At 64.4% G+C, this 24,380-nt stretch carries 18 protein-coding genes; 6 read left to right on the top strand and 12 right to left on the bottom strand.

Annotation, left to right across the window (positions count from 1 at the left end; translation table 11 throughout):
* Window positions 1–16: 16 nt before the first annotated feature.
* Complete coding sequence (locus tag CK486_RS01590; RefSeq protein ID WP_095938529.1) at window positions 17–184, bottom strand: periplasmic nitrate reductase, NapE protein; 168 nt, start codon at window positions 182–184, stop codon at window positions 17–19.
* Window positions 185–342: 158 nt separating this feature from the next.
* Between CK486_RS01590 and CK486_RS01595 the strand changes: the two genes are divergently transcribed.
* Window positions 343–3,630, top strand: a complete 3,288-nt coding sequence (locus CK486_RS01595; protein ID WP_095938530.1) for a DUF1631 family protein — start codon at window positions 343–345, stop codon at window positions 3,628–3,630.
* A gap of 101 nt (window positions 3,631–3,731) precedes the next feature.
* On the opposite strand, the gene rimO is transcribed toward CK486_RS01595, so the two are convergent.
* Window positions 3,732–5,057: a 30S ribosomal protein S12 methylthiotransferase RimO gene (gene rimO / locus CK486_RS01600; RefSeq protein WP_095938531.1), complete on the bottom strand. Its 1,326-nt coding sequence runs from the start codon at window positions 5,055–5,057 to the stop codon at window positions 3,732–3,734.
* A gap of 181 nt (window positions 5,058–5,238) precedes the next feature.
* On the opposite strand from rimO, the gene CK486_RS01605 reads away from it, so the two are divergent.
* Window positions 5,239–6,051, top strand: a complete 813-nt coding sequence (locus tag CK486_RS01605) for an alpha/beta fold hydrolase (RefSeq protein ID WP_095938532.1) — start codon at window positions 5,239–5,241, stop codon at window positions 6,049–6,051.
* A gap of 48 nt (window positions 6,052–6,099) precedes the next feature.
* Here CK486_RS01605 and CK486_RS01610 read toward each other — a convergent pair whose 3' ends face one another.
* From CK486_RS01610 to CK486_RS01645, 8 genes are all read right to left on the bottom strand, one after another.
* Window positions 6,100–6,858, bottom strand: coding sequence for an ABC transporter substrate-binding protein (locus tag CK486_RS01610; RefSeq protein WP_095938533.1), 759 nt, complete (start codon window positions 6,856–6,858; stop codon window positions 6,100–6,102).
* A 72-nt stretch (window positions 6,859–6,930) separates the two neighbouring features.
* A complete protein-coding gene (cmoB, locus tag CK486_RS01615; protein ID WP_095938534.1) occupies window positions 6,931–7,899 on the bottom strand; it encodes a tRNA 5-methoxyuridine(34)/uridine 5-oxyacetic acid(34) synthase CmoB in 969 nt (322 codons plus the stop codon).
* Window positions 7,896–8,639 (bottom strand): carboxy-S-adenosyl-L-methionine synthase CmoA, encoded by a 744-nt coding sequence (gene cmoA, locus CK486_RS01620; protein ID WP_095938535.1) that lies wholly within the window; start codon window positions 8,637–8,639, stop codon window positions 7,896–7,898. Before cmoA ends, cmoB begins: the two co-directional genes overlap by 4 nt.
* Before the next feature lie 156 nt (window positions 8,640–8,795).
* Window positions 8,796–9,365: a hypothetical protein gene (locus tag CK486_RS01625; RefSeq protein ID WP_095938536.1), complete on the bottom strand. Its 570-nt coding sequence runs from the start codon at window positions 9,363–9,365 to the stop codon at window positions 8,796–8,798.
* A gap of 70 nt (window positions 9,366–9,435) precedes the next feature.
* Window positions 9,436–10,071, bottom strand: a complete 636-nt coding sequence (locus CK486_RS01630; protein WP_095938537.1) for a lysoplasmalogenase — start codon at window positions 10,069–10,071, stop codon at window positions 9,436–9,438.
* A gap of 88 nt (window positions 10,072–10,159) precedes the next feature.
* Entirely contained in the window at window positions 10,160–10,579 is a 420-nt protein-coding gene (locus CK486_RS01635) for a protease inhibitor I42 family protein (protein WP_371915473.1), read from the bottom strand.
* An 89-nt stretch (window positions 10,580–10,668) separates the two neighbouring features.
* Window positions 10,669–11,364, bottom strand: coding sequence for a hypothetical protein (locus CK486_RS01640; RefSeq protein WP_095938539.1), 696 nt, complete (start codon window positions 11,362–11,364; stop codon window positions 10,669–10,671).
* Window positions 11,361–12,503: a methyl-accepting chemotaxis protein gene (locus CK486_RS01645; RefSeq protein WP_095938540.1), complete on the bottom strand. Its 1,143-nt coding sequence runs from the start codon at window positions 12,501–12,503 to the stop codon at window positions 11,361–11,363. The genes CK486_RS01640 and CK486_RS01645 overlap by 4 nt, the downstream gene beginning before the upstream one ends.
* Before the next feature lie 154 nt (window positions 12,504–12,657).
* Here CK486_RS01645 and CK486_RS01650 point away from each other — a divergent pair, with 154 nt between their 5' ends.
* The 3 genes from CK486_RS01650 to putP all read left to right on the top strand — a co-directional run bounded on the left by CK486_RS01650 (window position 12,658) and on the right by putP (window position 18,489).
* Entirely contained in the window at window positions 12,658–13,410 is a 753-nt protein-coding gene (locus CK486_RS01650) for an AraC family transcriptional regulator (RefSeq protein ID WP_095938541.1), read from the top strand.
* 201 nt (window positions 13,411–13,611) lie between these two features.
* The gene (putA, locus tag CK486_RS01655) at window positions 13,612–16,779 is read left to right on the top strand and encodes a bifunctional proline dehydrogenase/L-glutamate gamma-semialdehyde dehydrogenase PutA (RefSeq protein WP_095938542.1); all 3,168 of its coding nucleotides are present in this window, start codon (window positions 13,612–13,614) and stop codon (window positions 16,777–16,779) included.
* A gap of 222 nt (window positions 16,780–17,001) precedes the next feature.
* Window positions 17,002–18,489, top strand: coding sequence for a sodium/proline symporter PutP (putP, locus tag CK486_RS01660; RefSeq protein WP_095938543.1), 1,488 nt, complete (start codon window positions 17,002–17,004; stop codon window positions 18,487–18,489).
* 110 nt (window positions 18,490–18,599) lie between these two features.
* On the opposite strand, the gene CK486_RS01665 is transcribed toward putP, so the two are convergent.
* Window positions 18,600–19,841: an NADH:flavin oxidoreductase/NADH oxidase family protein gene (locus tag CK486_RS01665; protein WP_176481627.1), complete on the bottom strand. Its 1,242-nt coding sequence runs from the start codon at window positions 19,839–19,841 to the stop codon at window positions 18,600–18,602.
* A 225-nt stretch (window positions 19,842–20,066) separates the two neighbouring features.
* Between CK486_RS01665 and CK486_RS01670 the strand changes: the two genes are divergently transcribed.
* Complete coding sequence (locus tag CK486_RS01670) at window positions 20,067–21,182, top strand: HD-GYP domain-containing protein (protein ID WP_095938544.1); 1,116 nt, start codon at window positions 20,067–20,069, stop codon at window positions 21,180–21,182.
* 38 nt (window positions 21,183–21,220) lie between these two features.
* Here CK486_RS01670 and CK486_RS01675 read toward each other — a convergent pair whose 3' ends face one another.
* Window positions 21,221–24,379, bottom strand: coding sequence for an efflux RND transporter permease subunit (locus tag CK486_RS01675; protein ID WP_095938545.1), 3,159 nt, complete (start codon window positions 24,377–24,379; stop codon window positions 21,221–21,223).
* Window position 24,380 lies beyond the last annotated feature (1 nt).

Genomic DNA, 24,380 nt, shown 5'->3' on the forward strand with positions numbered 1-24,380 from the left:
AGGGGATCCTTGGCGTTCAGAGCGGCGAGCCGGGCGGGCCCATGATTAGTTGCAGCATCCACACGATGAAGCCGAAGCCACCGACCAGCGCGATCGACAGCAGGGGAAAGAACAGCACGATGAGGAACAGGAACAGGCGGGTTTCCTTGTCCTTGTCGGCTGGCGGTAGAGGGGCTTGGGCCATGACCGGTGACTCCGCAGGCAATTCCCAGCAAGCGTAGACGTTCACTGCGGCTGTGCCAGACCTCTATCGGGTGAGTCAGGTATTTATCTTCGCTTCGGTGACTGGGCTGGCTATAGTCCAAAGAGGACGTTCATTCGTGCAGGAGGCTTCCCCTCGCCATGCCAGCTCCGATCGCCACTGCTATCAGTCAGGCACTGTGCAGCGTTGTACGCACGCAGCTGCCGGACGCTCTGCGCGAACTGTTGCAGGCATTGGAGTTGGCGCTGGGTGAGCAGAGTCTGCAGGCGTTTTCCAATCGGGATGCCGAAGCTTGCAATGAGCTGCGGCGAGTCTGTCGTACCCATGGTCGTCAGGCCATCGAGCAAGTAGTGGCACGTCTCTGTCAGTACTTGCCGCTGGGCGAGGGTCCACAGGTCGAGGAGGAAGACAACAGCAATCAGTGGAGCCTGGTGGATGACGCCGAGGTAGATGATTTGCTGGAGGCCAAGCGTCTCGTACGTAGTTTGCGCGAAACCCTCGGCCCACTGGAGTGGCGCGTCTGTTCCTGTCTCAATCGTCTGAGCAACCTGCAGCCCCGTGAGGGTGATCATCCACTTGGTCTGGAGTTTCTATTGCGTCAGCTACAGGAGGCCTTGCAGTTACGTCAACAGGCTCCTCTGGCGCGTCTCGTGTTTCAGAACACGGTTCAGCGCGTGCTCTCGACAAGCCTGATGGGCTACCTGCAGGCACTTATGCAGGTACTCAACCAGCATCATGTGGAGCCTCTTGAGCCGAGTCCAAGCCCTCAATCATCACTGAGGCAGACAGTGGTTCCGCAGCGTCAGGCTGCTCTGGCTAAGCCCTATCAGGCGTTTCATGAGTTGCGACAGGCGCAGGATGGACGTCAGGCGCGGCGGCCGGTTGGTCATGCCATAGGACAGGGTGCGGTTGGTTCGCCGTATTCAACGAGTGCAGACCTGCCATCGGGTAGCGAGGCAGGTCTACCGCTGGCAGAGGGCTTTGCCGGCGTGCAGCGACCGCCTGCCGGTGAGCATTGGGCGGCTTCCAAGTGGTTGCACGAGTTGGAATCGCAGGGTTGCATGATCAGCCCCCGGCAACGCGAAGATGCTCTGCTGGTGGGCGAACTGTTTGATGCGCTGGACCAGGAGGAGCGTTTGGCCGCCGGGCTTAAACCGGCGCTGCGCAGCCTTCTGCCCACGGTGCTGCAGGCTGCTCTGACCAATCCGGCTGCTTTTGCCGATCCGGCTCACCCCCTGCGCGCCACGTTGGACAAGGTGCTGCGGTTGGCTGATGCCTGTGATCCTCCCAATCGTGCCCTGGAGGCTCGGCTGCAGAGCGTGATCGAAACGCTCAATGCCAGCTATCAGGGCGATGTACAGGTGTTAAGTGCCCAGGCGTCGGCTCTGGACGAGCTGTTGGCTCTGCAGCAGCGTGCCTACCGCAACAGTGCTGAGCGGGTAATGCAGGCACATCGTGGTCGCGACACACTCGAGGGCGCGCGCCGGCAGGTCGATGCGGCCATGTATGGGTTGCATGGTGGTCGGGCCGCGCAGGTCCTGCTGGACTGGTTGGCCGCTGGCTGGAAGGAACTGTTGGTTCATGAGCTGATCCGCAACGGCGAAGACAGCGTTGGTTGGCGTGGTGATCTGGCCCTGACATCGTTGCTTAATCGTTGGCTAGAACGCAGTGAGGATTTGTCGGCGCTTGATCATGATGATGTAGAGCGCGCCTACGAAGTGGAGCATCTGCTGGATATCCTGCGTCGGCGCATGGAGAGCTTTCTGGTTGGCCAATACCAGTACCTGACGGTACTGACGAGCCTGCGCAGGCAGTTGCTGGGCGAGGAGCCCATCGAGTTTGTCACGGTTGCGCCGCAGATCAGTGCTCAGCCACTGGTACTGGACTCCACCGAGCAGCGCTGGCGCGAGCGCCGCGATGCCCTGCAGGCCGGCGACTGGTTGCGTGATGCCCAAGGGCAGGCCTTGCAACTGATCTGGTGCAATCCGTCGATGGATCACTATGTTCTGGTCGACACCCAGGGGCGTGAGGCCGGCAATCTCAACGGAGATCAACTGCTAGCTGCGCTGGCCAGCGGTAGCCTGTTGCTCAGTGATGCTGAGGCTGCTGGCGAGGGACTTATCCAGAACACCTTGCAGGATATCGTTGGTCGTCTCTATCACGAGATCACCCATGCGCGCAGCCATGATGAGCTGACGGGGCTACTGAATCGGCGCAGCTTCGAGGTGTCGGTAGCGCAATGCCTTGCAGGTCCGCTGCCGCAAAGCTTCCTGTTGGCACATATCGATTTGTTCATTCTGCTCAATCAGCATGCTGGTCCTGTGGCGGGGGATGCCTGTCTGCGTGAACTGGCTGAGCGCCTGCTTAGGCTGCTGCCCGCCAATGCCAGTTTGGCGCGGGTGGGTGGCGTCGACTTTGCCATAGCTCTGCCTGGGCATGACGAGGCGCAGGCGCTGGGGCTGGCCGAGCGTCTGCGTAGTGAGGTCGAAAGTCAGGGCTTTGTCTGGGAAGAGCGCCGCCACAGCTTGACTGTGAGCATCGGTGTGGTTGAGGCCAGCAGCCGCCATGACGTGGCGAATGTCATCGGCGATTTGCAGAGTGCTGCTAACTCGGCGAAACAGAGTGGCCGTAATCGTGTGCATTGCTATCGCGAGGAGCAGGATGGCGAGCACAACGGCCTGCTGGCTATCGCTGCGCGGGTTGACGATATTGTCGAGCGCGAAGAGCTGAGTCTGCGTTTGCAGCAGATTGCGCCGGTGGCCGAGGACAGCGATGAGCTGCCACATTACGAGCTGTTGCTGGTGATGGAGAACGACCTGCAACTGGTCGACTTCATTGCCGCCGCTGAACGTTACCAGCGCATGCCCAAGGTTGATCGCTGGGTGCTCAAACGAATTTTCTACGAGCTGGAACGGCACCCACACGTGTGGCAGCACAGCAGTTCGATTTCCATCAACCTGTCCGGCAGCAGCCTCAATGACGACAAGCTGCTGGGCTTTATCGAGAGTCTGTTTGAACAGCATGCGGTCGAGCCGTCACGCATCTGCTTCGAGCTGACCGAAACTGCTGCGGTGGCCAATCTGGCCAAGACCGCCGATCTGGTACGTCACCTGCAACTGGCGGGCTGCAGCTTCTCGATTGACGACTTCGGTGTCGGTTTTTCCTCCTTCGATTACCTCAAGCGTCTGCCGGTGGATTACGTGAAGATCGACGGCAGCTTCGTCAAGGAAATCGAGCGTTCGCCCAGCGACCTGGCCATGGTTCGCTCGATCAATGAAATCGCCCATGCGCTAGGGCGCAAGACCATCGCCGAGTATGTCGAGACGGCGAGCATCCGTGCGCGTCTGCTCGAACTGGGTGTCGATTATGTGCAGGGCTATGGTGTGGAAAAACCGAAGCCGCTGGAGCAGTGGCTAAGGTTGGGCTGATGTAATCAGCCATTAGCCCAGACAGCGGCATAAACGAAAACGCCGCGACTCGAAGGTGAGGGGTCGCGGCGTTTTAATTGAGGCGTTTGTTCAGCTTCGTGTCAGACCGGTTCGGCCCACAGGTCGTACTCGTCGGCATCGATGATGCGCACGCGGATCTTGTCGCCCGGCTTGACCGCAGTGGTCTCGATATAGACGTTGCCGTCGATTTCCGGGGCGTCGGCCCAGCCGCGGCCGACCGCGCCTTCATCGTCCACTTCGTCGATCAGCACTTCGATTTCCTTGCCGATCTTCTGTTGCAGGCGCGCGGCGCTGATGGCCTGCTGGTGCGCCATGAAGCGCTCCCAGCGCTCCTGCTTGATCTCGTCCGGCACCGGTTCCAGATCCATGTCGTTGGCCGGAGCGCCGTCCACTGGGCTGTACTGGAAGCAGCCGACGCGGTCGAGCTGGGCTTCGGTCAGCCAGTCGAGCAGGTACTGGAAGTCTTCCTCGGTCTCGCCGGGGAAGCCGACGATGAAGGTCGAGCGGATGGTCAGTTCCGGGCAGATCTCGCGCCAGGCCTTGATGCGGGCCAGGGTCTTGTCCTCGAAGGCCGGGCGCTTCATGGCCTTGAGCACTTTCGGGCTGGCGTGCTGGAAGGGAATGTCGAGGTAGGGCAGCAGCTTGCCGGCGGCCATCAGCGGGATCACGTCATCCACGTTCGGGTACGGGTAGACATAGTGCAGACGCACCCAGACGCCCATCCCGGCCAGGGCCTGGCAGAGCTCGAGCATGCGCGTCTTGACCGGCTGGCCGTTCCAGAAGTCGGTCTTGTACTTGGTGTCCACGCCGTAGGCGCTGGTGTCCTGGCTGATCACCAGCAGTTCCTGTACGCCGGCCTTGACCAGACGTTCGGCTTCGCCCAGCACCTCGCCGACCGGGCGGCTGACCAGCTTGCCGCGCATCGACGGGATGATGCAGAAGCTGCAGCTGTGGTTGCAGCCTTCGGAAATCTTCAGGTAGGCGTAGTGGCGCGGGGTCAGCTTGACGCCCTGCGGCGGCACCAGGTCGATCAGCGGGTTGTGCTCGGTTTTCGGCGGCACGACTTCGTGCACGGCGTTGACCACCTGCTCGTACTGCTGCGGGCCGGTCACGGCCAGCACGCTGGGGTGCACATCGCGGATCGCCGACTGGTCGACGCCCATGCAGCCGGTGACGATGACCTTGCCGTTCTCGGCAATCGCCTCGCCAATGGCATCCAGCGACTCGGCCTTGGCGGTGTCGATGAAGCCACAGGTGTTGACCACCACCACATCGGCGTCCTGATAGGTCGGCACGACCTCATAGCCCTCCATGCGCAGCTGGGTGAGGATGCGCTCGGAGTCGACCAGAGCCTTGGGGCAGCCCAGGGAAACGAAACCGACTTTGGGAGTGGTGTTGGACGACATGGAAAACCTCAGAGAGCCGTGCGCAGGGCTGCGCTGATCAAAAAGTGCGCAATTCTAGCGGCGTCATCGCGCCTTGGCCAGAGGAAAGCCAAGCTGGATGACGGCAATGCGGCTGTCAGCCTCAGCGTATTTTCAGCGGATTGGTGATAGAACACGGAATCGATCCTGGCCGGGAGTGGCTATGAACTTTAGTGAGTATGGAAACCCTTCGGGTAAGCCCGTTGTGTATTTCCATGGGGTACCCGGTTCGCCCATTGAGGCTTCAGTGTTCGAGAGCAGCGCGCGAGCACTGGGGTTGCGCGTGCTCTGTTTCGATCGATTCTCGATCGATCCATCCGTCAGTGGTGCCCTCTACTACCAGCGCATCGCGCAGGCTATTGATGAGGCGGTTCGCGGAACTCCGGTCGACTTCATCGGTTTTTCCATCGGCAGTCACGTTGCATTGGAGGTCTTCCGGCAGATGCCGGGTAGGGTGAAAAGTCTGCATCTGGTTTCGGCGGTGGCGCCGCTCGATGAGGGCGACTTTCTCAACGAGATGGCCGGCAAGGGCGTTTTTTCTCTGGCCAGGAACCGGCCCGTGCTGTTCAGCGGGCTGGCAAAGTCGCAGGCATTCCTGGCTTCGCTGCTGCCTGGCGTATTGGCTCGTTTACTGTTTGCCAGTGCGGCAGGGCAGGACAAGGCTCTTGCCAGTCAGCCGGCGTTCAGGACGCTGATGAAGGATGTCCTGCAGTCGTGCTTTACCCAGGGCGCCAGTGGCTACATGAGAGACATCAATCAGTTTCTTGCGCCGTGGTCGGCCGGCATCTTCGAGTGTGAGGCGAGTGTTCATCTATGGCACGGCACGCACGACAACTGGTCACCGGTCGCTATGGCCGATTATCTGGCCCGGACTTTTCCGGGCGGGGTGACCATGGAGCGACTGCAGGGAGGCTCTCATTACTCGTGTCTCCTCGATGCGGCAGCGAAGATATGCCTGCAGTTGTCCAGCGCCTGATCGTTGCTCTGCGTCTGCTGTTCAGCCGGCCCGCCGGCCTGCCGTCGGTTAGGGCTCAGGCTCGCCCGGCAGCCAGCGCTGGTAGATGCGGCTGAAACTGCCGTCGGCTTTCATCGCGTCCAGTTCGCGCTGCCAGCGCTGGATCACGGCCGGATCGGTGCCGTGCCAGAAGGTGATGTAGCCCAGTGAGGCGCGGTAGGGCAGGGCGACCTCGACATCCTTGGCCGTCAGGTAGTCGACCTGCTGCGCGGCGTCACCGGTGCTGTAGAAACTCAGGTTGTCGGCCACGATCAGCTTGACCCGGCCACGCTTGAGCATCTTGAACATCTGTTCGGGTTCGGTGACGCCCAGCAGGTTTGTCAGACCAAGATTGCGCAGTTCCTGATAGCTGAACCAGTCGCGGGGCACGGCGACCGGACCGGCCTTGGCTACATCCGCCAGATCGTGCAGCTGGATGCCTGAATTCTTCAGGGCGTAGAAGCTGTCCTGCGCCAGCAGGATGGGGCCGACCCAGCGGAACAGCGGTTCGCGTTCGGCATTGCGGATGGTGGCGAACAAGGCGGTATTGGGCGTCTGCTGCACGGTGTGATAACCCCTTGCCCAGGGCACCACACTGATTTCCCCGGATTCACCAAGGCGTTTGAGCAGTTCGCGCACCAGCTCGTTGGCCATGCCTTCGGCACGACCTTTTACAGAGAAGGATACCGGCGGGTATTCCTCGGTATACAGCTGCAGTGGCTCTGCCTGACTCAGCAGCACCGACAGACTGAGGGCCAGAACACTGCAGCGAGAAAGCCAATGGGGCATGGCAGAGGCTCGTGCGATAACAGTTGCAGGTTACGCCAGTATGACCGCCCCGGCCACGCTTTTGCCCAGGCGTTAAGGCTTGCGTGCGATCAGTACGGCGCGGGTCGGCGCCGGCAGGTTCTCGACGGTGCGGCTGTGATCATTGGGGGCGAGGAAGTCGGGCAGCGACTGAAAGCGCATCCACTCGGTGGCGCGCTGCTCCGCCACGCTGGTCACCGAGACATCCACGCAGCGCACGTCAACAAAGCCGGCACGGCGCAGCCACAGCTCCAGGGCCGGTACCGACGGCAGAAACCAGACATTGCGCATCATCGCGTAACGGTCCTCGGGCATCAGCACCTGCTGCGCATCGCCTTCGACCACCAGCGTTTCCAGTACCAATTCGCCGCCCTTGCGCAGGCAGTCCTTGAGTTCCAGCAGGTGATCGATGGGTGAGCGACGGTGATAGAGCACGCCCATGGAAAACACGGTATCGAAACCCTGCAGCTTGGCCGGCAGTTCCTCGGAGGCCAGTGGCAGGTGCCAGGCAGGCAGGTCCGGCAGGTAGCGCTTGGCCGCGAGGAACTGGCAGAGGAACAGCCAGTTGGGGTCGACGCCGATCACACTGCCGGCGCCGGCCCCGAGCATGCGCCACATGTAGTAGCCATTGCCGCAGCCGACGTCCAGCACGCGCTTGCCTTTGAGGTCGAGATGCGGAGATACGCGCGCCCATTTCCAGTCCGAGCGCCATTCGGTATCGACATGCACGCCAAACAGCTGGAACGGCCCCTTGCGCCAGGGAATCAGCCCCTGCAGGGCATGCAGCAACTGCTCGCGGGTGGCCTCATCGAGCGGTGCGTCCAGACGAAATTCATTGACCAGCTCGGTCTGGCTTGGCGTGATCGCCGGCAGAGCGGCCAGTGCGGCCTGCCAGCGCTCCAGGTCGCCGTGGCCGACGGCCAGCTTGGCACCGATCTGCGCCGGCAGGTCGTCAGCCCATTCGGCCAGCGGGCTGCCGGCCAGGCTCTGTTGCAGGCGGGCGAGGTCCAGTTGTTCGATCATGGCAGGGCCACCAGCGAGGCGAAGTTGAGGCACTGGAACCAGGGCGTGACCTGACGGAAACCGGCGGCCAGCAGGCGCTCGCGGTGCTGCTGCAGGCTGTCGGGTTTCATCACGTTTTCCAGAGCGCTGCGCTTTTGCGCGATCTCCAGCTCGCTGTAGCCATTGGCGCGCTTGAAGGCGATATGCAGGTCGGTGAGCAGCGTCTGCTCGGCTTCATCTTCGAAACGCAGCTTCTCCGAGAGAATCAGCGCGCCACCCGGCAACAGGCTCTGGCGGATGCGCGTAAGCAGTTCCAGACGGCGCTCGGGTGCAATGAACTGCAGGGTGAAGTTCAGCGCCACCACCGAGGCTGGCTGGAAATCGAGGGCGAGGATGTCGCCTTCGATCAGCTCATAAGGCAGCAGTTCCTGAAACATCGAGTCCTGAGCGTGCAGGTATTCGTGGCAACGCGCGACCATCGCCGCCGAGTTGTCCACGCCGATCACCCGGCAACCTTCGCTCTTCACATGACGGCGCATGGCCTGGGTCACCGCGCCCAGCGAACAGCCCAGGTCATACAGCGCGCTGCCCGGCTGGGCGAACTGCGCGGCGAGCACACCGAGGTTCTCGACAATGGTCGGATAGCCCGGCACCGAGCGTTTGATCATGTCCGGGAACACGCGCACCACGTCTTCGTTGAAGGCGAAGTCGCTCACTTGGGCCTGCGGGGTGGCGTAGATGCGGTCGGGGCTGTCGGTCACGGTGAAGCTACCAGGGGGAAACGGGCCGGCATTTTACCCAAGCCCGGTGCCCTGCGTCACAGCAGATCCATGAGCAGGCGTCAGCCATGCTTACGCTTGTGCGGAAAATGAATGGTGCCCAGAGGTTCATGCCCCCTCTGCGCTGGATTGGCGCCTTCAGAGCTGGTCGGCGATGAACTCGCCGGCGCCCTGCAGCGGGCCGAGCGGGTTCTTCTTCGACTCGACCCGGCGCACATTGGGCTCGCCGCTGCTGACCTTGTGCACCAGCTTGTCATCGATCAGCACAAATACCGGACGGAACGACCAGCTGTGGATCTCGCGCTTCTTGCGGAAATTGAACAGGTCGGCCCAGAAGCTGCCAACCCGCTCGGTGTTGGTCTTGGTGAACTCGAAGGAGTAGCCCACACAGCGGTCCTTGGCCTCCAGGCATTCCACCAGACCGCTGGGCAGGTAGTCGATGGGCACATTGGGCTGGACGAACATCAGGCGCACGTCGATGAACGACAGCATGCGACCGTTGCCTTCGGCCAGCGGATCGAAGCCCAGATGTGCCAGTTCGGCGCGTGTGGTGCGGCCGGGCTTGGCCTGGGCAAAGCTGATCTCGGCGTCCAGGTAGTCGCTGAAGGGCGATTTCACCTCGTTGCGCTCGCTGGGCAGCAGGCTGCCACAACCGCCGAGAACCAGGGTAGAGAGCAGGGCTGCAACCGGGAGATGAATGCTGGACATAGGGCCTCCTGCGCAAGTGGAGTTATGTCTATAGCTCATGCGCAGGTGGCCTGCCGTGCTTCACTCCGATTTATCCGCGGCGTTGGAAGGCCGAAGCGGCGATACCGAACTGGCCGAGCCAGTAAGTCACGATGATCGCGTAGCGGGCAGCGTCGAACGGGGCCACGAAGCGGTTGATGCCGATCAGGCTGTCGGAGATGACGAACAGCACCGCACCGACTGCCGCGAGCCAGGCCGAGGCGCGCGCGATGTTCGGCTCACCAATCCGGGCCAGAGCGCGCCAGAGCATGGCGCTTATGGTCAGGGCGTAGAACGCCACCGGAATCAGCAGTGGGCCCAACGGCCGGCTGGCCAGCACGGCGAACATGCCGCCGCCTGCCGCGAGCGCCAGCAGCAGCGCCAGCGGGGCAAAACGCCGGCTGTCACTCAGGTAGGCCACCAGGTAGCACAGGTGACCGATGAGGAAGGCGCCCAGGCCGAAGACGAACAGATCGGCCGGCCAGTCGAGGATGATGTCACCCGCCAGGGAGAACAGCAGGCCGAGACTGATCCAGCGCCGGTAGGGCCCCTCGGGTGCGCTGCGCAGCCAGAAGATCAGCGCCAGCACGGGCAGGCCCTTGGTCAGCAGGCGCAACTCGGTTGAGTCGATTGCCAGGCCATAGATGAACAGCAGGGCAGAACACAGGGCGAAAATCAGCCAGCGCATGGGCGTCCTCCGTTGATGAAGGCGCCACTATGCCGGGTACGTTCGTGCAAACACAGGCCGCAGGCGACAAAACCCCCGGCGATTGGCGTCAGTCCACCTGCACCGCGCAGTCGTAGATCAGTGCCGGCGCCACCCCCTGTTCCCAGGGGCGCTGGTACTGCAGCAGCAGGCGGCCCTGACCGGGTTGAACTGACTGGAAGCGCCAGGTGGAGACCCCGGCACTGCCGACGATGCCGGCCTCTTCGGGCACGCGGTAGACCTCGGGGCCGAGGGTTTTCAGCACGCTGGGCGCGGCATCGAACAGCTGCCAGCGAAAGCCGGTGGTGGGGTTGCTCGGCAGGCTTAGGATCAGCGTCTGCCCCTGCTGGAGCTCGATGGGTTTGCAGCGTGCCGACTGACCGGGGCTGACCTGCAGCGCCTTTGCCGAGGGTTCGATGCTGACGGTGGCGGGTTGGGTGGCGCAGCCGGCGAGGGTGGCCAGGGCCAGCAGCAGACTGGTGGGGCGCAGCAGAGACATCGGGCGACTCCTGTCACAAGGGCGAAAGCGGATGCTCAGGATAGAGGCCCGCTGCGCCCAGGGCAAAAAGTCTGGCGGTTTCAGCCAAGGCTCATGTGGATCTCGCGCAGACGGCCATCGATCAGCGGGGTGAGCAGCGCGAAGCAGTCGCCGGGGCGGATGCGTACCTGCGGCGCGTCGATCAGCTCGTGCTGCAGTCTCTGCAGGGGCAGGTACCACTGCGGGTGGCGGGCGTCGGCGTTCAGGCGCTGGCACAGGTAGCGCATCTGTACCTGCAGGGGCAGCGGGCAGTGCGCATGCTGGGCGCCGCGCACGGCCAGGCCGCGAAGCTGGGCCAGGTCTTCCAGTTCGCGGCAGGCCTGGGCCAGGCCACTGACCCGGCGCTGGCGTGTGGCCAGGCGCAGCTCCAGCTGTTCGAGGGCGTTGAGCAGTTGCTCGATCAGCCGGCAATGCCCGGCGAAGTCGGCCGGCGTCTGACGCAGCGCGCGCCATTGACCATCCAGCTCGGCCAGCCCGCTGTCGTCCTGCGGGCAGCGTCGCCACAGATTTCCGATTTCTTCACCAAGCTGGCGGCATTTTTCTGCTGCCTCAGCGCTGTTCTGGCCACCCAGCCCGCGGTGCTGCTGCAGGCGCTGCAGCAATTCAAGGGTGACATGCAGGGTGTTCAGCCAGGCCGCGGTCTGGCGGCGCAGGGCCTGCTGACGCAGGCGGGCGGCGAGCAGCGCCGGAATCAGCAGGCCGGCGAGCAGGAGCAGGGCGCTCAGGGGAGTGGTCATGGGCGGGCCTCCAGAGCTTTCTCCCGTTGTGGCTGTGCCGCAACGGGAGCGGAACCGAGAATGAGGGTCATCTGGGTCAGGTACAGGGTCAGCTGATGCAGGCGCTGGTTGTCGCTGCTCTGCCGGTTCAGTACATCGCTGATCTGCTGCAACTGTTGGTTTAGTGACTGGTTGGCCTGGCTGTGTTCGCCGAGGGCCTGGCGCATGCTCGCCAGCTGTTCGAGATTGCTGCGGCTGTCGCTGGCCAGGGCGTCGAGATTGCTGGCCAGATGCAGGCTCTGCTGGTTGCCGGCAACCAGCAGATGGCGGTGCTCATCGACCTGATGGCGCACTTCGGCCACGGCCTGGGCGATCGCGCCGACCACCTGGGTGATGTCGCTGGCGGCCTGGCTGGTGGACAGGGCAAGGTGGCGCACTTCGTCGGCAACCACGGCAAAGCCGCGGCCCTGCTCGCCGGCGCGGGCCGCCTCGATGGAGGCATTCAGCGCCAGCAGCTGGGTCTGCTTGGCCAGACCCTGGATGCTGCCGACGGCTTTCTCGACGGCGGCGGTGCAGCTGAGCAGTTCACCGACCGCGCCGCTGGTGCGGCCCAGGCTCTGTTCGATATCGAAGAGTGCGCTGCCCACTTTATGGGCATCCTGGCAGCCGTCTTCACTTCTTTGGTGCGTTTGGCCGAACGCCTGCATGGCGTGCTCGGCATGCTCGCGGATCTGCAGCAGGGTCTGACTGATCTGTTCGCTGGCCGCCGCGATCATCGCGACCCGCTGGCTCTGCTGGCTGGCCTGGGTCTCGGTGTGCTCGGCCATCTGCTCCAGCGCCTGGCTGGCGAACTGCACCTCGCTGCGCAGGCGCTCGGCCATCCGCTGCTGCTCGCGGCAACGCACCAGCAGTGCTTCGCCCTGGGGAGGGCTGGCCAGGCTTTCACCTAGCAGAGTGAGTGTGTGCTGCAGGGGTCGCAGATGGCGCTGCCAGCGTTGCTGCAGCGCCGCCAGCAGATACAGCGCCAGGCCCAGCAAGGCCACGGCAGCTCCCGCCTGTTGCCGCCAGGCCAGTAACACGGCGAGGCAGGCTAGCAGGGCGGGCAGCCAGGCGCGCAGGGCGCCGCAGCGGTTGAGAATGAAAATGCCGAACTCCAGCATGGCAGTCTTCCTTGTGACCAGTCACTACAACAGGGTTCAGCAGGGTGATAGCAAGATACTGGCCAGCCTCTGATCTATCCGTTAGTCGCAGTGATGGCGCATGGCCGGGCTCCAGTGGTTACAGTAGGGCCCGAATCTGCCTGTGTGTCCGCCCATGTACAACGCCCGCCTGCTGCGCCTGGATGATCAGGCCCACGAACATGCCCATGATCACCACCAACTGGTGCTGTCGCTGTCCGGGCGTGCCGAGTTCGAAGTCGGTGGTCGCGGCGGCGAGGTCTGCCAGATGCGCGCCTGTCTGGTGCCGGGTGATGCCGGTCACCAGTTCGCCGGGGTGGGCGACAACCGCATGCTGATTCTCGATCTGGCCGAGCCGGTGAGCGCGGACGAGGATGGCGCACTGCTCGCCCAGCTGTTCGAGGTGCCGCGCTACCCGACCCTGGATGCCGACTTCCATCACCTGCTCAGCTATGCCGGCGCCGAGCTGGCCCGCTATGGCAGCGACCCGCAACTGGCCCGTGCGCTGGGTGGCGTGCTGCTGCGCGCCCTGCACCTGCGCCTGTTCGGCGAGCAGCCGCGACGGGCGCCGAGCGCGCTGGATTTGCAGCGTCTGGATGCCTACATCAACAGTCACCTGGCACGGCGCATCAGCGTGGCCGAACTGGCCGGCGTGGTGTGCCTGAGCCCGAGCCATTTCCACGCGCAGTTCAAGGATGATGTCGGCCTCACGCCGCACCAGTACCTGCTCAAGACCCGCCTCGACCATGCCAGCCGTCTGCTGCGGGAAACACCGCTGCCGCTGGTGCGCATCGCCGAGGAGTGCGGCTTTTCCAGCCAGAGCGCGCTGACCACAGCCATGCGCCGCTACCTCGGTCTGACCCCCAGACGCCTGCGCCGGGCCGAGTGACGGCCGCCGTTCAAACGGTCGTTTTGCCCTGCGGAGTTTTCTGCAAAAACTCCGCAGTTTCCTGCAAGAAGCTGTCATCACCCTGCCACTACATTCGCTTATCCCGCCCGGGACTGGTGCTGATCGCCTGTTGATCTGACGCTGGCCGGGCAATGGGCTAGACCGAATAACAACAGTTCTCCACAAGAGAGGAGGGGCGTGATGTTCACAGCCAGTCACGTCTTGCAGGGCGACTTTCTCAAAAAGACAGCCGCCGAGTTCTTCCCCGCCATCAGCGCCAATTACGCCGTCGACGAGGAAGCTTACCTGTATGAGCTCCTGCAGCTCGCCGACCCCGGCCCTGCCGGTATCGAGGCTATCCGCCGCGATGCCCGCGCCCTGATCGAACAGGTGCGCAGCCGGGACAATGCCGTCGATACCCTCGACGCACTGCTACGCCAGTACAGCCTCGATACCCAGGAAGGGCTCATGCTCATGTGCCTGGCCGAGGCTTTGCTGCGCGTGCCGGACGCCGCGACCGCCGACGCGCTGATCCGTGACAAGTTGAATGCCGCCGAATGGGAACGGCATGTCGGCAAGAGTGACAACGTGCTGGTCAACTTCGCTGCCTGGGGCCTGGTCATGACCGGCAAGGTGGTCAACCTGGAGAGCCCGCAGGGCAAGGCCGGCAGCGTGCTGGGCAAGCTGATCCAGCGCTCCGGCGAACCGGTGATCCGCGCGGCGATGAACCAGGCCATGAAGCTGATGGGCAAACAGTTCGTGCTGGGCCGCAGCATCGGGGAGGCACTGAAGAACGGCCGGCCGTGCCGCGAACAGGGCTACACCTATTCCTTCGACATGCTCGGCGAGGCGGCCCTGACCCAGGCCGACGCCGAGAAGTACATGGCCGACTATCGTCAGGCCATCGATACCGTGGGCGCTGAACCACAGGTTGGACCAGGCCCGCGTCCGTCGATCTCGATCAAGCTGTCGGCGCTGCACCCGCGTTACGAAGTGGCGCAGCGCGAGCGCGTGCTCACCGAGCTGTTCGCCAATGTGCGCGAGCTGGCCATCCGCGCGCGCAAGCTGAATGTCGGCATCTCCGTGGACGCGGAGGAGGCCGACCGCCTGGAGCTGTCCCTCGAACTCTACGAGAAGCTGATGCGCGACCCGGCCATTGCCGGCTGGGGCGAGTTCGGCCTGGTGGTTCAGGCCTATTCCAAACGCTGCCTGCCGGTGCTGGTGTGGCTGACCCTGCTGGGCAGGGAACTCGGCGCGAAGATGCCGCTGCGCCTGGTCAAGGGCGCCTACTGGGACAGCGAGATCAAGCAGTGCCAGATGCAGGGCGCGCCGGGCTACCCGGTCTTTACCCGCAAGGAAGGCACCGACACCTCGTACCTGGCCTGTGCCCGCTTCCTGCTCAGCGAACACACCCGCGGCATCATCTACCCGCAGTTCGCCAGCCACAACGCGCACACTGTCAGCTGCATTCTGGCGATGGCCGCCGAGCAGAAGCAGCCGCGCGAATTCGAGTTTCAGCGCCTGCACGGCATGGGCGACGCGCTGTACGACACGGTGCTGGAGCAGCACCGCAAGACCGTGCGCATCTATGCCCCGGTCGGCGCACACAAGGACCTGCTGCCGTACCTGGTGCGACGCCTGCTGGAAAACGGCGCCAACTCCTCCTTCGTTCACCAGCTGGTCGATCCGGCCGTGCCGGTGGACTCGCTGATCGAGCACCCGGCCAGCCAGCTGCGCCAGTTCCGCACCTTGCACAACGACCGCATTCCCCTGCCGCTGGCGCTGTTTGGTAGCGCGCGGCAAAACTCTCAGGGCATCAACATGAATATCCTCAGTCAGTGGGCCGGTCTGGAGGCCGACTTCAACGCCCAGTTGGGCAAGACCTGGCAGGCCGCACCGGTGATCAATGGCGAAAGCCTCGCCGGAACCGCACAGGATGTGCGCTGCCCCTACGACCTCAACCGACTGGTCGGCACCGCCCGGTGGGCCAGCGCCGCCCAGGCTGCCCAGGCCATGGACGTGCTGGCCGGCGCCTGGCCGCGCTGGAATGCCACGCCGGTGGACGAGCGCGCGGGCATCCTCGAACGCCTGGCCGACCTGCTGGAAATCCACCGCGCCGAGCTGATGGCACTGTGCACCCTGGAAGCCGGCAAGAGCCTGCAGGACGGCATCGACGAGGTACGCGAAGCAGTCGACTTCTGCCGCTACTACGCCCAGCAGGCCCGCCTGCGCCTGGGCCGCGAGGAACTGCAGGGGCCGACCGGCGAGCGCAACGAGCTGTTCCATGAAGGCCGTGGCGTGTTTGCCTGCATCAGCCCGTGGAACTTCCCGCTGGCCATCTTCCTCGGCCAGATCAGCGCCGCGCTGGTCGCCGGCAACTGCGTGCTGGCCAAGCCGGCCGAGCAGACCAGCCTGATCGCCGCGCGCGCCACCCAGCTGCTGTTCGAGGCCGGTCTGCCTAAGGACGTGTTCGCCCTGCTGCCGGGCGATGGCGCCACCCTGGGCGGCGTGTTCTGCCGCGATGCGCGCACCGCCGGGGTGTGCTTCACCGGCTCCACCGAGGTGGCCCGCCTGATCAACCGCCAGCTGGCCGACAAGCCGGGGCCGATCGCCGCGCTGATCGCCGAAACCGGCGGGCAGAACGCCATGATCGTCGACTCCACCGCACTGCCCGAGCAGGTGATCAAGGATGCCGTGGCGTCCGCCTTCACCAGCGCCGGCCAGCGCTGCTCGGCCCTGCGCGTGCTCTATGTGCAGAGCGACATCGCCGAGCGGGTCATCGACCTGCTCAAGGGCGCCATGGCTGAGCTGACCGTGGGCCCGACCCACCGGCGCGAGAGTGACGTGGGCCCGGTGATCGACGGCGAGGCCAAGGCCGGTCTGGACGCTCACATCCAGCAGCTCAAGGCGGCCGGCAAGCTGATTGCCGAAGCCAGGCTGCCGGCTGGTCTGAATGGCCACTTCGTCGCGCCAGTGGCGTTCGAAATCGGCGGCATCCACGAGCTGGGCAAGGAGCACTTCGGCCCCATCCTGCACGTGGTGCGCTTTGCCGCCAGCGAGCTGGAACAGGTGGTGGCGGCGATCAATGCCACCGGCTACGGCCTGACCCTCGGCGTGCACAGCCGCAACGAGGAAACCGCCCGGCGCATCGAGCAACTGGCGCGGGTGGGCAACCTCTACGTCAACCGCAACCAGATCGGTGCGGTGGTCGGCGTGCAACCCTTCGGCGGCTGCGGGCTGTCCGGTACCGGGCCCAAGGCCGGCGGGCCGAGCTACCTGCTGCGCTTTGCCAACGAGCGCACCACCTCGGTCAACACCACCGCGGTGGGCGGCAATGCCTCGCTGCTGTCGCTGGGCGACAGCCACTGATCCAGGCATCACGCGACTGTGCTCCGGCACCGTCGCCGTTGTTTTATCCACTTCAGGAGGGAGTGGCGTGATGCGCCGCCGGTGAGCGGCGTCAATCAGAGACATCTGTCGGCAGATCGCCGCAGATCGACACCGAGGCCCGTTATCCGCGGGCAACTTGCCAGCCAATCGCCGCGCGCTACCCGTCGCGGCGCATAACAACAACCAAGAGGGTATCCCCCGATGACTGCTAGTACTCCCATGCTGATCACTTTCGTGGTGTATATCGCCGCGATGGTCCTGATCGGCCTTGTTGCCTACCTGCGAACCAAGAACCTCTCCGACTACATTCTCGGTGGCCGCAGCATCGGCAGTTTTGTCACCGCCCTGTCGGCCGGCGCTTCGGACATGAGCGGCTGGTTGCTGATGGGCCTGCCGGGCGCCATCTTCATCGCCGGCATCTCCGAGAGCTGGATCGCCATCGGCCTGATCGCCGGTGCCTACCTCAACTGGCTGTTCGTCGCCGGTCGCCTGCGCGTGCAGACCGAGCACAACGGCAATGCCCTGACCCTGCCGGATTACTTCACCACCCGCTTCGAGGACAACAGCCGCATCCTGCGCATCTTCTCGGCGCTGGTGATTCTGGTGTTCTTCACCATCTACTGCGCCTCCGGCGTGGTGGCCGGTGCCCGTCTGTTCGAGAGCACCTTCGGCATGAGCTACGAGACCGCCCTGTGGGCCGGCGCCGCGGCGACCATCGCCTACACCTTCATCGGCGGCTTCCTCGCGGTGAGCTGGACCGACACCGTGCAGGCCACCCTGATGATCTTCGCCCTGATCCTCACCCCGGTGGTGGTGATGCTGGCCACCGGCGGCGTCGATCCGACCTTCATGGCCATCGAGGCGGTCGACCCGAGCCACTTCGACATGCTCAAGGGCGCCACCTTCGTCGGCGTGATCTCGCTGATGGCCTGGGGCCTGGGCTACTTCGGCCAGCCGCACATCCTGGCGCGCTTCATGGCCGCCGAGTCGGTCAAGGCCATTCCGGCTGCCCGCCGCATCTCCATGACCTGGATGATCCTCTGCCTGGGCGGCGCCGTGGCCGTGGGCTTCTTCGGCATCGCCTACTTCTCCGCCCATCCAGAGCTGGCCGGCGCGGTCAAGGAAAACCCCGAGCGCGTGTTCATCGAACTGGCCAAGCTGCTGTTCAACCCGTGGATCGCCGGTGTGCTGCTGTCGGCCATTCTGGCAGCGGTGATGTCGACCCTGAGCTGCCAGCTGCTGGTGTGCTCCAGCGCCCTGACCGAGGACTTCTACAAGGCCTTCCTGCGCAAGAACGCCAGCCAGAACGAGCTGGTGTGGGTCGGCCGCGCCATGGTGCTGCTGGTGGCCGTGGTGGCCATCGCTCTGGCTTCCAACCCGGAAAACCGCGTGCTGGGTCTGGTGTCCTACGCCTGGGCCGGTTTCGGCGCGGCCTTCGGTCCGGTGGTGATTCTCTCCGTGCTGTGGAAGGGCATGACCCGCAACGGCGCCCTGGCCGGCATGGTGGTCGGTGCGGTGACCGTGGTGGTGTGGAAGAACTGGATCGGTCTGGGCCTGTACGAAATCATCCCGGGCTTCATCCTCGCCACTCTGGCCATTGTGCTGTTCAGTCGCATCGGTAGTGGCCCGAGCCAGGGCATGGCTCAGCGCTTCGACAAGGCCGAGCAGGAATACCGCGACGCTCAGTAAAACGCGCTGCAATAAAAAACGCCCGCGCTCCGAGAGGAGGCGGGCCGTTTTTAATGGGTGATGCCGTAGGTTGGGTTGAGCGCAGCGAAGCCCAACAACGGGAGTGTGCTTTAGGCCTGACGCTGTGCCAGCCAGCGCCGGTAGCGGCGCGTCAGGCGGCTCAGGCGCAGGCGGTCGAGCAGCAGCGAGACTGCCGGGGATGCGTCCGGTTTGCTGGCCCGGCGGCTGCCCAGGCGACGCAGCTGGCGGCGGATAACAGCCATGGTGGCCACGGCCGAGAGCACCTTGTCGTTCCAGTTCACCACCGGCAGTTCGGCCACGGCATCGTCACCGGCCTGCCAGCGGGCCGGCAGGTCCGGGATCACCGTCAGCGCCGTTGCCATGCCGACCACGGCCACGCCCTGGCTCAGCACCTCTTCGGCCACCGCGCGGCGGCGGATGCCACCGGTGGTCATCAGCGGCATGCGCGCCTGGCCTGCCAGTTTGGCGGCAAACTCTAGGAAGTAGGCTTCGCGGGCCAGGGTGCGGCCATCGGCGGTGCGCCCCTGCATGGCCGGGCTCTCGTAGCTGCCGCCGGACAACTCGACCAGATCCACCGGCAGTTCGTTGAGCAGCTGCAGCACGGCCAGGGCGTCGGCGTCATCGAAGCCGCCGCGCTGGAAGTCGGCCGAGTTGAGCTTGACCGCCACGGCAAATCGCGGCGAAACGCGAGCGCGCACGGCCCGGATCACTTCCACCAGCAGGCGCGCGCGGTTTTCCAAGCCGCCGCCCCAGCGGTCGCTGCGCTGGTTGGTCAGCGGCGAGAGGAACTGCGACAGCAGGTAGCCATGCGCGGCGTGGATCTGCACGCCGTCGAAGCCGGCTTGCTCGGCCAGCTGGGCGCTGCTGGCGAAACGCTCGATCAGCTCGGCGATGTCCTGCTCCTCCATGGCCCTGGGTACGCCGAACAGCTTCGAGTGCTTGCCCAGATCCAGCGCCACCGCCGAGGGCGCCCACAGCTTGCCGCCCAGGTTGGCGTAGGTCTGCCGGCCCGGATGGTTGAGCTGCATCCACACCTGCGCGCCGCCGGATTTGGCTGCCTCGGCCCAGTCGCGGAACGGCTGCAGCGGCACGCCCGCTTCCAGCACCACGCCACCGGGGCCTGTCATGGCGCTGCCATCGACCATGACATTGCCGGTGATCAGCAGGCCGGTACCGCCCTGGCTCCAGCAGCGGTACAGGTCGGTCAGGGTGGCGCCGGGCAACTGGCCGGCTTCGGCAAGGTTTTCCTCCATGGCCGCCTTGCCCAGACGGTTGGGCAGCACGGCGCCGCAGGGCAGTGGCAGGGGGCTGAACAGGACGGAAGAGGACATTGAAAACTCCGGGGATTCGGGATGACGGTGTGATCCTAAGATTAAAGTCAACTTTAAGGTCAAGTCCGGATCGCAGTTTCCGGCTGGCCGTAGGTTGGCGTTGAGCGAAGCCCAACCGCTGGTGCTGCAGCTCGTTGGGCTTCGCCGCAGGGCGACTCAACCCAACCTACGCGAGGCTGGATCGCAGTGACTAGACTGTGTTAATCGACCAGCCAAGGAGTGCTCATGTCCCATCTGCATGATCTTCAGGAACCGGGCCCTCTTCAGGCCAAACTTCGCTACCTGCTGGCAACTCTGCAGAGCAAGTACCCCGAGGTGCAGCGCCTGGCGGTGGCGCTGTATGACCACGGCAGCGATTGGGTGAAGACCTTTGTGGCGGTGGAGGACCGTGATAACGCGCTGCCGCATTATCACGCGCTGTTGCAGGAAACCACCTGGCTCAAGGCGGTGGCAGACAGCCAGGCACCGCGGGTGATTGCCGATTTCAGTGTGCTGCAGGACAGTCAGAAGGTGCATGTGCAGGCGCTGCTGGAGGCGGGTTACCGCTCCAGCTACACCTTGCCGATGTGCGTCAATGGCTACTTCTTCGGTTTCATCTTTTTCAACGCCCGACAGATCGGGGTATTTGAAGGGGCGCTGCTCAGTGAACTGGATGTACTGGGCCACCTGGCCAGCCTCATGGTTTACAACGAGCGCGCCAACGTGCGCACTCTGCTGGCCACGCTCAAGTCTGCGACCAGCTTGACCCATGCCCGTGATCCGGAAACCGGCAACCATCTTGAGCGCATGTCGCGTTATGCACGGCTGATTGCTCAGGATCTGGCGGATGAGCAAGGGCTGGATGACAGCTTTGTCGAGCATGTCTACCTGTTCGCTCCGCTGCATGACCTGGGCAAAATCACCATTCCCGACCGCGTGCTGCTCAAACCTGGACTGCTGACAGAGGATGAGCAGGTGATCATGCGTGAGCATGCCCGTGCTGGCCTGCAACTGGTTGACCAGCTACTGGAGAACTTCGGCCTGGGGGGCGTCGGGCAGGTCAGCCTGCTGCGCAACATCATCCTTCATCACCATGAGCTGGTGGATGGCAGCGGCTACCCGGATGGCTTGGTTGGTGATGCTATTCCGCTGGAGTCGCGCATCGTCACCGTGGCGGATGTGTTCGATGCGCTGACCAGCGAGCGGCCCTACAAGCAGGCCTGGAGCAATGAGAAAGCTTTTAGCTGGTTGCTCGAACAGGCCGGGCTGAAGTTTGACCGGCGCTGCGTGGAAAGTCTGCTTGGGCGCGCCGGTGAGGTCGAGCATATCCAGCGCTGCTTCTGCGAAAACGCCTACGGTTGAAACTGGCTGCCACGCCCCTTCACAGGTGTGGCAGTGGTTCAGAGGGCGGTCTGTTTGTCGCTACGCGGTAGTGGCAGTTTCTCCAGCAGGTGTTCCGGCAGATCGAGCAGGTCGTCCTCGCTGGTCTCCAGCGGCGGCGGGTGCTTCTCGAAGCGTGAGCCGAGCAACAGCAGACAGGGCGTCAGCAGTTGGGTCAGCACCGTGGCGAACATCATGCCGCCGGCAATGGCGCTGGACATCTGCGTCCACCACTGGGTTGAGGGCGCACCGATGCCCAGGCTCGGGCCGAGCAGATCGACGTTGACCCCCAGCACCATCGGCACCAGACCGAGGGCGGCGGTGACCGCGGTGAGTACCACCGGACGCAGGCGCAGGCAGGCACTTTCCAGCGCCGCTTCGTAGGGCGGGAGGCCCTGACGGCGCAGCTGGTTGTAGCAGTCGATCAGCACGATGTTGTTGCCCACCACCACGCCGGACAGGGCGATCAGGCCCATGCCGACCATGACGATGCCGAATGACTGGCCGGCGAACAGCAGGCCCAGCAGTACCCCGGCGGTGGACAGGACGATGGCCGAAAGCACCAGAAAGCTCTGGAACAGGCTGTTGAACTCGATCACCAGGATCAAGAGCATGAGGAAGATGGCCACGCCGAAGGCGGTGCTGAGGAAACTGGCCGCCTCCTGCTGGTCTTCCTGCTCGCCGCCGAACTTCATCTGCACCCCGGCCGGTGGTTCGCCGGCGGCCGCCAGCAGTGCCGGCAGGCGTTCATCCAGACGGAAGCCCTCGGCCAGATCGGCCTGCAGGGTCAGGGTGCGTTTGCCATCGACCCGACGCAGGGTGCCGACCTTGGGTGCCGGCGCCAGCGAGACGAAGTTGCCCAGCGGCACCTGGCCCTTGGCGGTGGACAGGGTCAGGCGGTTGAACTGATCCAGCGAGCGCCAGCTCTCCGGCAGGCGCACGCGGATATCCACTTCGTCTGTGGCGTCCTCGGGGCGGTAGGTGGCCACCTTGAGGCCGTTGGTGACCATCTGCACGGCGTTGCCCACGCTCAGCACATCGGCGCCGAAACGCGCGGCGGCTTCACGGTCCACGGTCAGGCGCCATTCGATGCCGGGCAGCGCGCGGTCATCTTCCACGTCGGTAAAGCCGCCGAGCCGCTCCATTTCCGCGCGCAGCCGGTCGGCCCAGGCCAGCGCCTGAGCCGGGTCGCTGGCACTGATCTTGAGGTTCACCGGCTTGCCGTCGTTGGGGCCGTGCTCCTGCTTGCGGAACTCCAGAATCACCCCGGGGATGTCCTGGGTGCGCTGGCGCATGTCGGCCAGAATCGCGCTGGCCGGGCGGCGCTGGTGCCACTCGATGAACTGGAACTGCAGGGTGCCGATCACGTCTTCGCCCAGACGGTTTTCCGCCTGACTGCTGGCAAAGGAGCGGGCATAGATGGCCTTGAGTTCTGGCATGCCGAGCAGGCGTTTCTCCACGCCCTGCAGCAGCTGATCCTTCTCCACCACCGACAGATCGCCACGGGCACGCACCAGTACCTGAGCGCTGTCGGGCTCGACCTCGGGGAAGAATTCCACGCCGTGGTTGAACTGGGCATAGGCCAGATAGATCAGCCCGATCAGGCCGAGCATGCCGAACAGGGTCATCGCCGGGCGGCGCAGCAGCCGGCTGAGTACCTGCCGGTACAGCCGGCTGCCCTGGTGAGGGCGGGGCTTGTCGCGCAGCTGCGGGTTGCCGCCGGCGACGGCGCCAAGCACCGGCATGAACACCAGGGCCATGATCAGCGAGGCGGCCAGACAGAGGATCACCGTGGCCGGCAGGTACTTCATGAATTCGCCGACCACACCGGGCCAGAACAGCAGGGGGATGAACACCACCATGGTGGTGGCCGTGGAGGAGAACACCGGCCAGGCCATCCGTGTCGCCGCGTTGACCCACGCCTGGCGCGGCGTCTGGCCCTGGCCCAGATAGCGGTCGGCCAGCTCGGACACCACGATGGCGCCGTCCACCAGCATGCCGGCCACCAGAATCAGGCTGAACAGCACCACGATGTTGAGGGTAAAACCCAGCAGCCAGATCAGCAGAATGCCGGTGAAGAAAGCGCCGGGGATGGTCAGCCCGACCAGCAGCGCCGGGCGCACGCCCATGGTGGCGACGATGATGATCAGCACCAGCACGATGGCGGTGAGGACGTTGTTCAGCAGGTCGCTGAGCATGTCCTGCACTTCCTTGGACTGGTCCATGATGTAGCTGACGCGCAGGCCGTCGGGCAATTGCGGCTGGGCCTTGGCCAGCAGCGCCTTGACCTTCTCGATGGTGGCGATGATGTTGGCGCCGCTGCGCTTGGAGATTTCCAGCACCACGGCCGGCTGGCCGTTGATCCGGGCAAAGCCCAGCGGGTCCTTGAAGGTGCGGCGGATAGTGGCCACGTCGGCGAAGGTCACCACACTGTTGCCCTGCACCTTGATCGGCAGGGACATGACATCTTCCAGGTCCTCGATCACCCCGGGCACTTTCATGGCCAGACGGCCTGCACCGGTGTCCAGGCTGCCGGCGGCGACCAGCCGGTTGTTGCGGGTGACGAAGTTGAACAGGTCGTTGTAGTCGATGCCGTAGCTGTCGAGCACCTGCGGGTCGACCAGAATCTCCAGCAGGTCCTCGCGGTCGCCGCCGATCTCCACCGAGAGCACCTCGGGAATGCCCTCGATGTGCTCCTTCAGCTCGCGCGCGGTGTACACCAGCTGTTCTTCGGTCAGCGGGCCGGACAGGCCCACCGACAGCACCGGGAACAGCGCCACGTTGATCTCGTGCACCTCCGGCTCGTCGGCTTCCTCGGGCAGCTTGCTGCGCGCGGTGTCGACCTTTTCCCGCACATCGGCCAGCGCCTGCTTGGCATTGAAACCGGCGTCGAACTCCAGGGTGACCGAGGCATGGCCTTCGCTGGCCATGGAGGTCATTTCCTTGATGCCTTCCAGACTGCGCAGCTCCTGCTCCATGGGCCGCACCAGCAGGCGCTCGGCATCTTCCGGGGCGATGCCTTCCAGGCTCATGGACACGTAGATCACCGGGATGCTGACATCCGGGTTGGATTCCTTGGGCATGGCCACATACGCAGTCAGCCCGCCGATGATCAGAAAGGCCAGCAGCAACAGGCTGGCGCGGCTGCGCTCCAGTGCGGCGGCGATCAGGGCACCCATC

Source organism: Pseudomonas sp. HAR-UPW-AIA-41 (assembly GCF_002304225.1).
Lineage (GTDB): Bacteria > Pseudomonadota > Gammaproteobacteria > Pseudomonadales > Pseudomonadaceae > Aquipseudomonas.

Coding starts and splice junctions, on each gene's coding strand:
- CK486_RS01610 (WP_095938533.1), bottom strand. CDS start 6,858: ATGCCCCATTGGCTTTCTCGCTGCAGTGTTCTGGCCCTCAGTCTGTCG.
- rimO (WP_095938531.1), bottom strand. CDS start 5,057: ATGTCGTCCAACACCACTCCCAAAGTCGGTTTCGTTTCCCTGGGCTGC.
- CK486_RS01675 (WP_095938545.1), bottom strand. CDS start 24,379: ATGGGTGCCCTGATCGCCGCCGCACTGGAGCGCAGCCGCGCCAGCCTG.
- CK486_RS01605 (WP_095938532.1), top strand. CDS start 5,239: ATGAACTTTAGTGAGTATGGAAACCCTTCGGGTAAGCCCGTTGTGTAT.
- CK486_RS01670 (WP_095938544.1), top strand. CDS start 20,067: ATGTCCCATCTGCATGATCTTCAGGAACCGGGCCCTCTTCAGGCCAAA.
- CK486_RS01590 (WP_095938529.1), bottom strand. CDS start 184: ATGGCCCAAGCCCCTCTACCGCCAGCCGACAAGGACAAGGAAACCCGC.
- CK486_RS01665 (WP_176481627.1), bottom strand. CDS start 19,841: ATGTCCTCTTCCGTCCTGTTCAGCCCCCTGCCACTGCCCTGCGGCGCC.
- putP (WP_095938543.1), top strand. CDS start 17,002: ATGACTGCTAGTACTCCCATGCTGATCACTTTCGTGGTGTATATCGCC.
- CK486_RS01645 (WP_095938540.1), bottom strand. CDS start 12,503: ATGCTGGAGTTCGGCATTTTCATTCTCAACCGCTGCGGCGCCCTGCGC.
- CK486_RS01630 (WP_095938537.1), bottom strand. CDS start 10,071: ATGCGCTGGCTGATTTTCGCCCTGTGTTCTGCCCTGCTGTTCATCTAT.
- putA (WP_095938542.1), top strand. CDS start 13,612: ATGTTCACAGCCAGTCACGTCTTGCAGGGCGACTTTCTCAAAAAGACA.
- CK486_RS01640 (WP_095938539.1), bottom strand. CDS start 11,364: ATGACCACTCCCCTGAGCGCCCTGCTCCTGCTCGCCGGCCTGCTGATT.
- CK486_RS01625 (WP_095938536.1), bottom strand. CDS start 9,365: ATGTCCAGCATTCATCTCCCGGTTGCAGCCCTGCTCTCTACCCTGGTT.
- CK486_RS01595 (WP_095938530.1), top strand. CDS start 343: ATGCCAGCTCCGATCGCCACTGCTATCAGTCAGGCACTGTGCAGCGTT.
- CK486_RS01650 (WP_095938541.1), top strand. CDS start 12,658: ATGTACAACGCCCGCCTGCTGCGCCTGGATGATCAGGCCCACGAACAT.
- cmoB (WP_095938534.1), bottom strand. CDS start 7,899: ATGATCGAACAACTGGACCTCGCCCGCCTGCAACAGAGCCTGGCCGGC.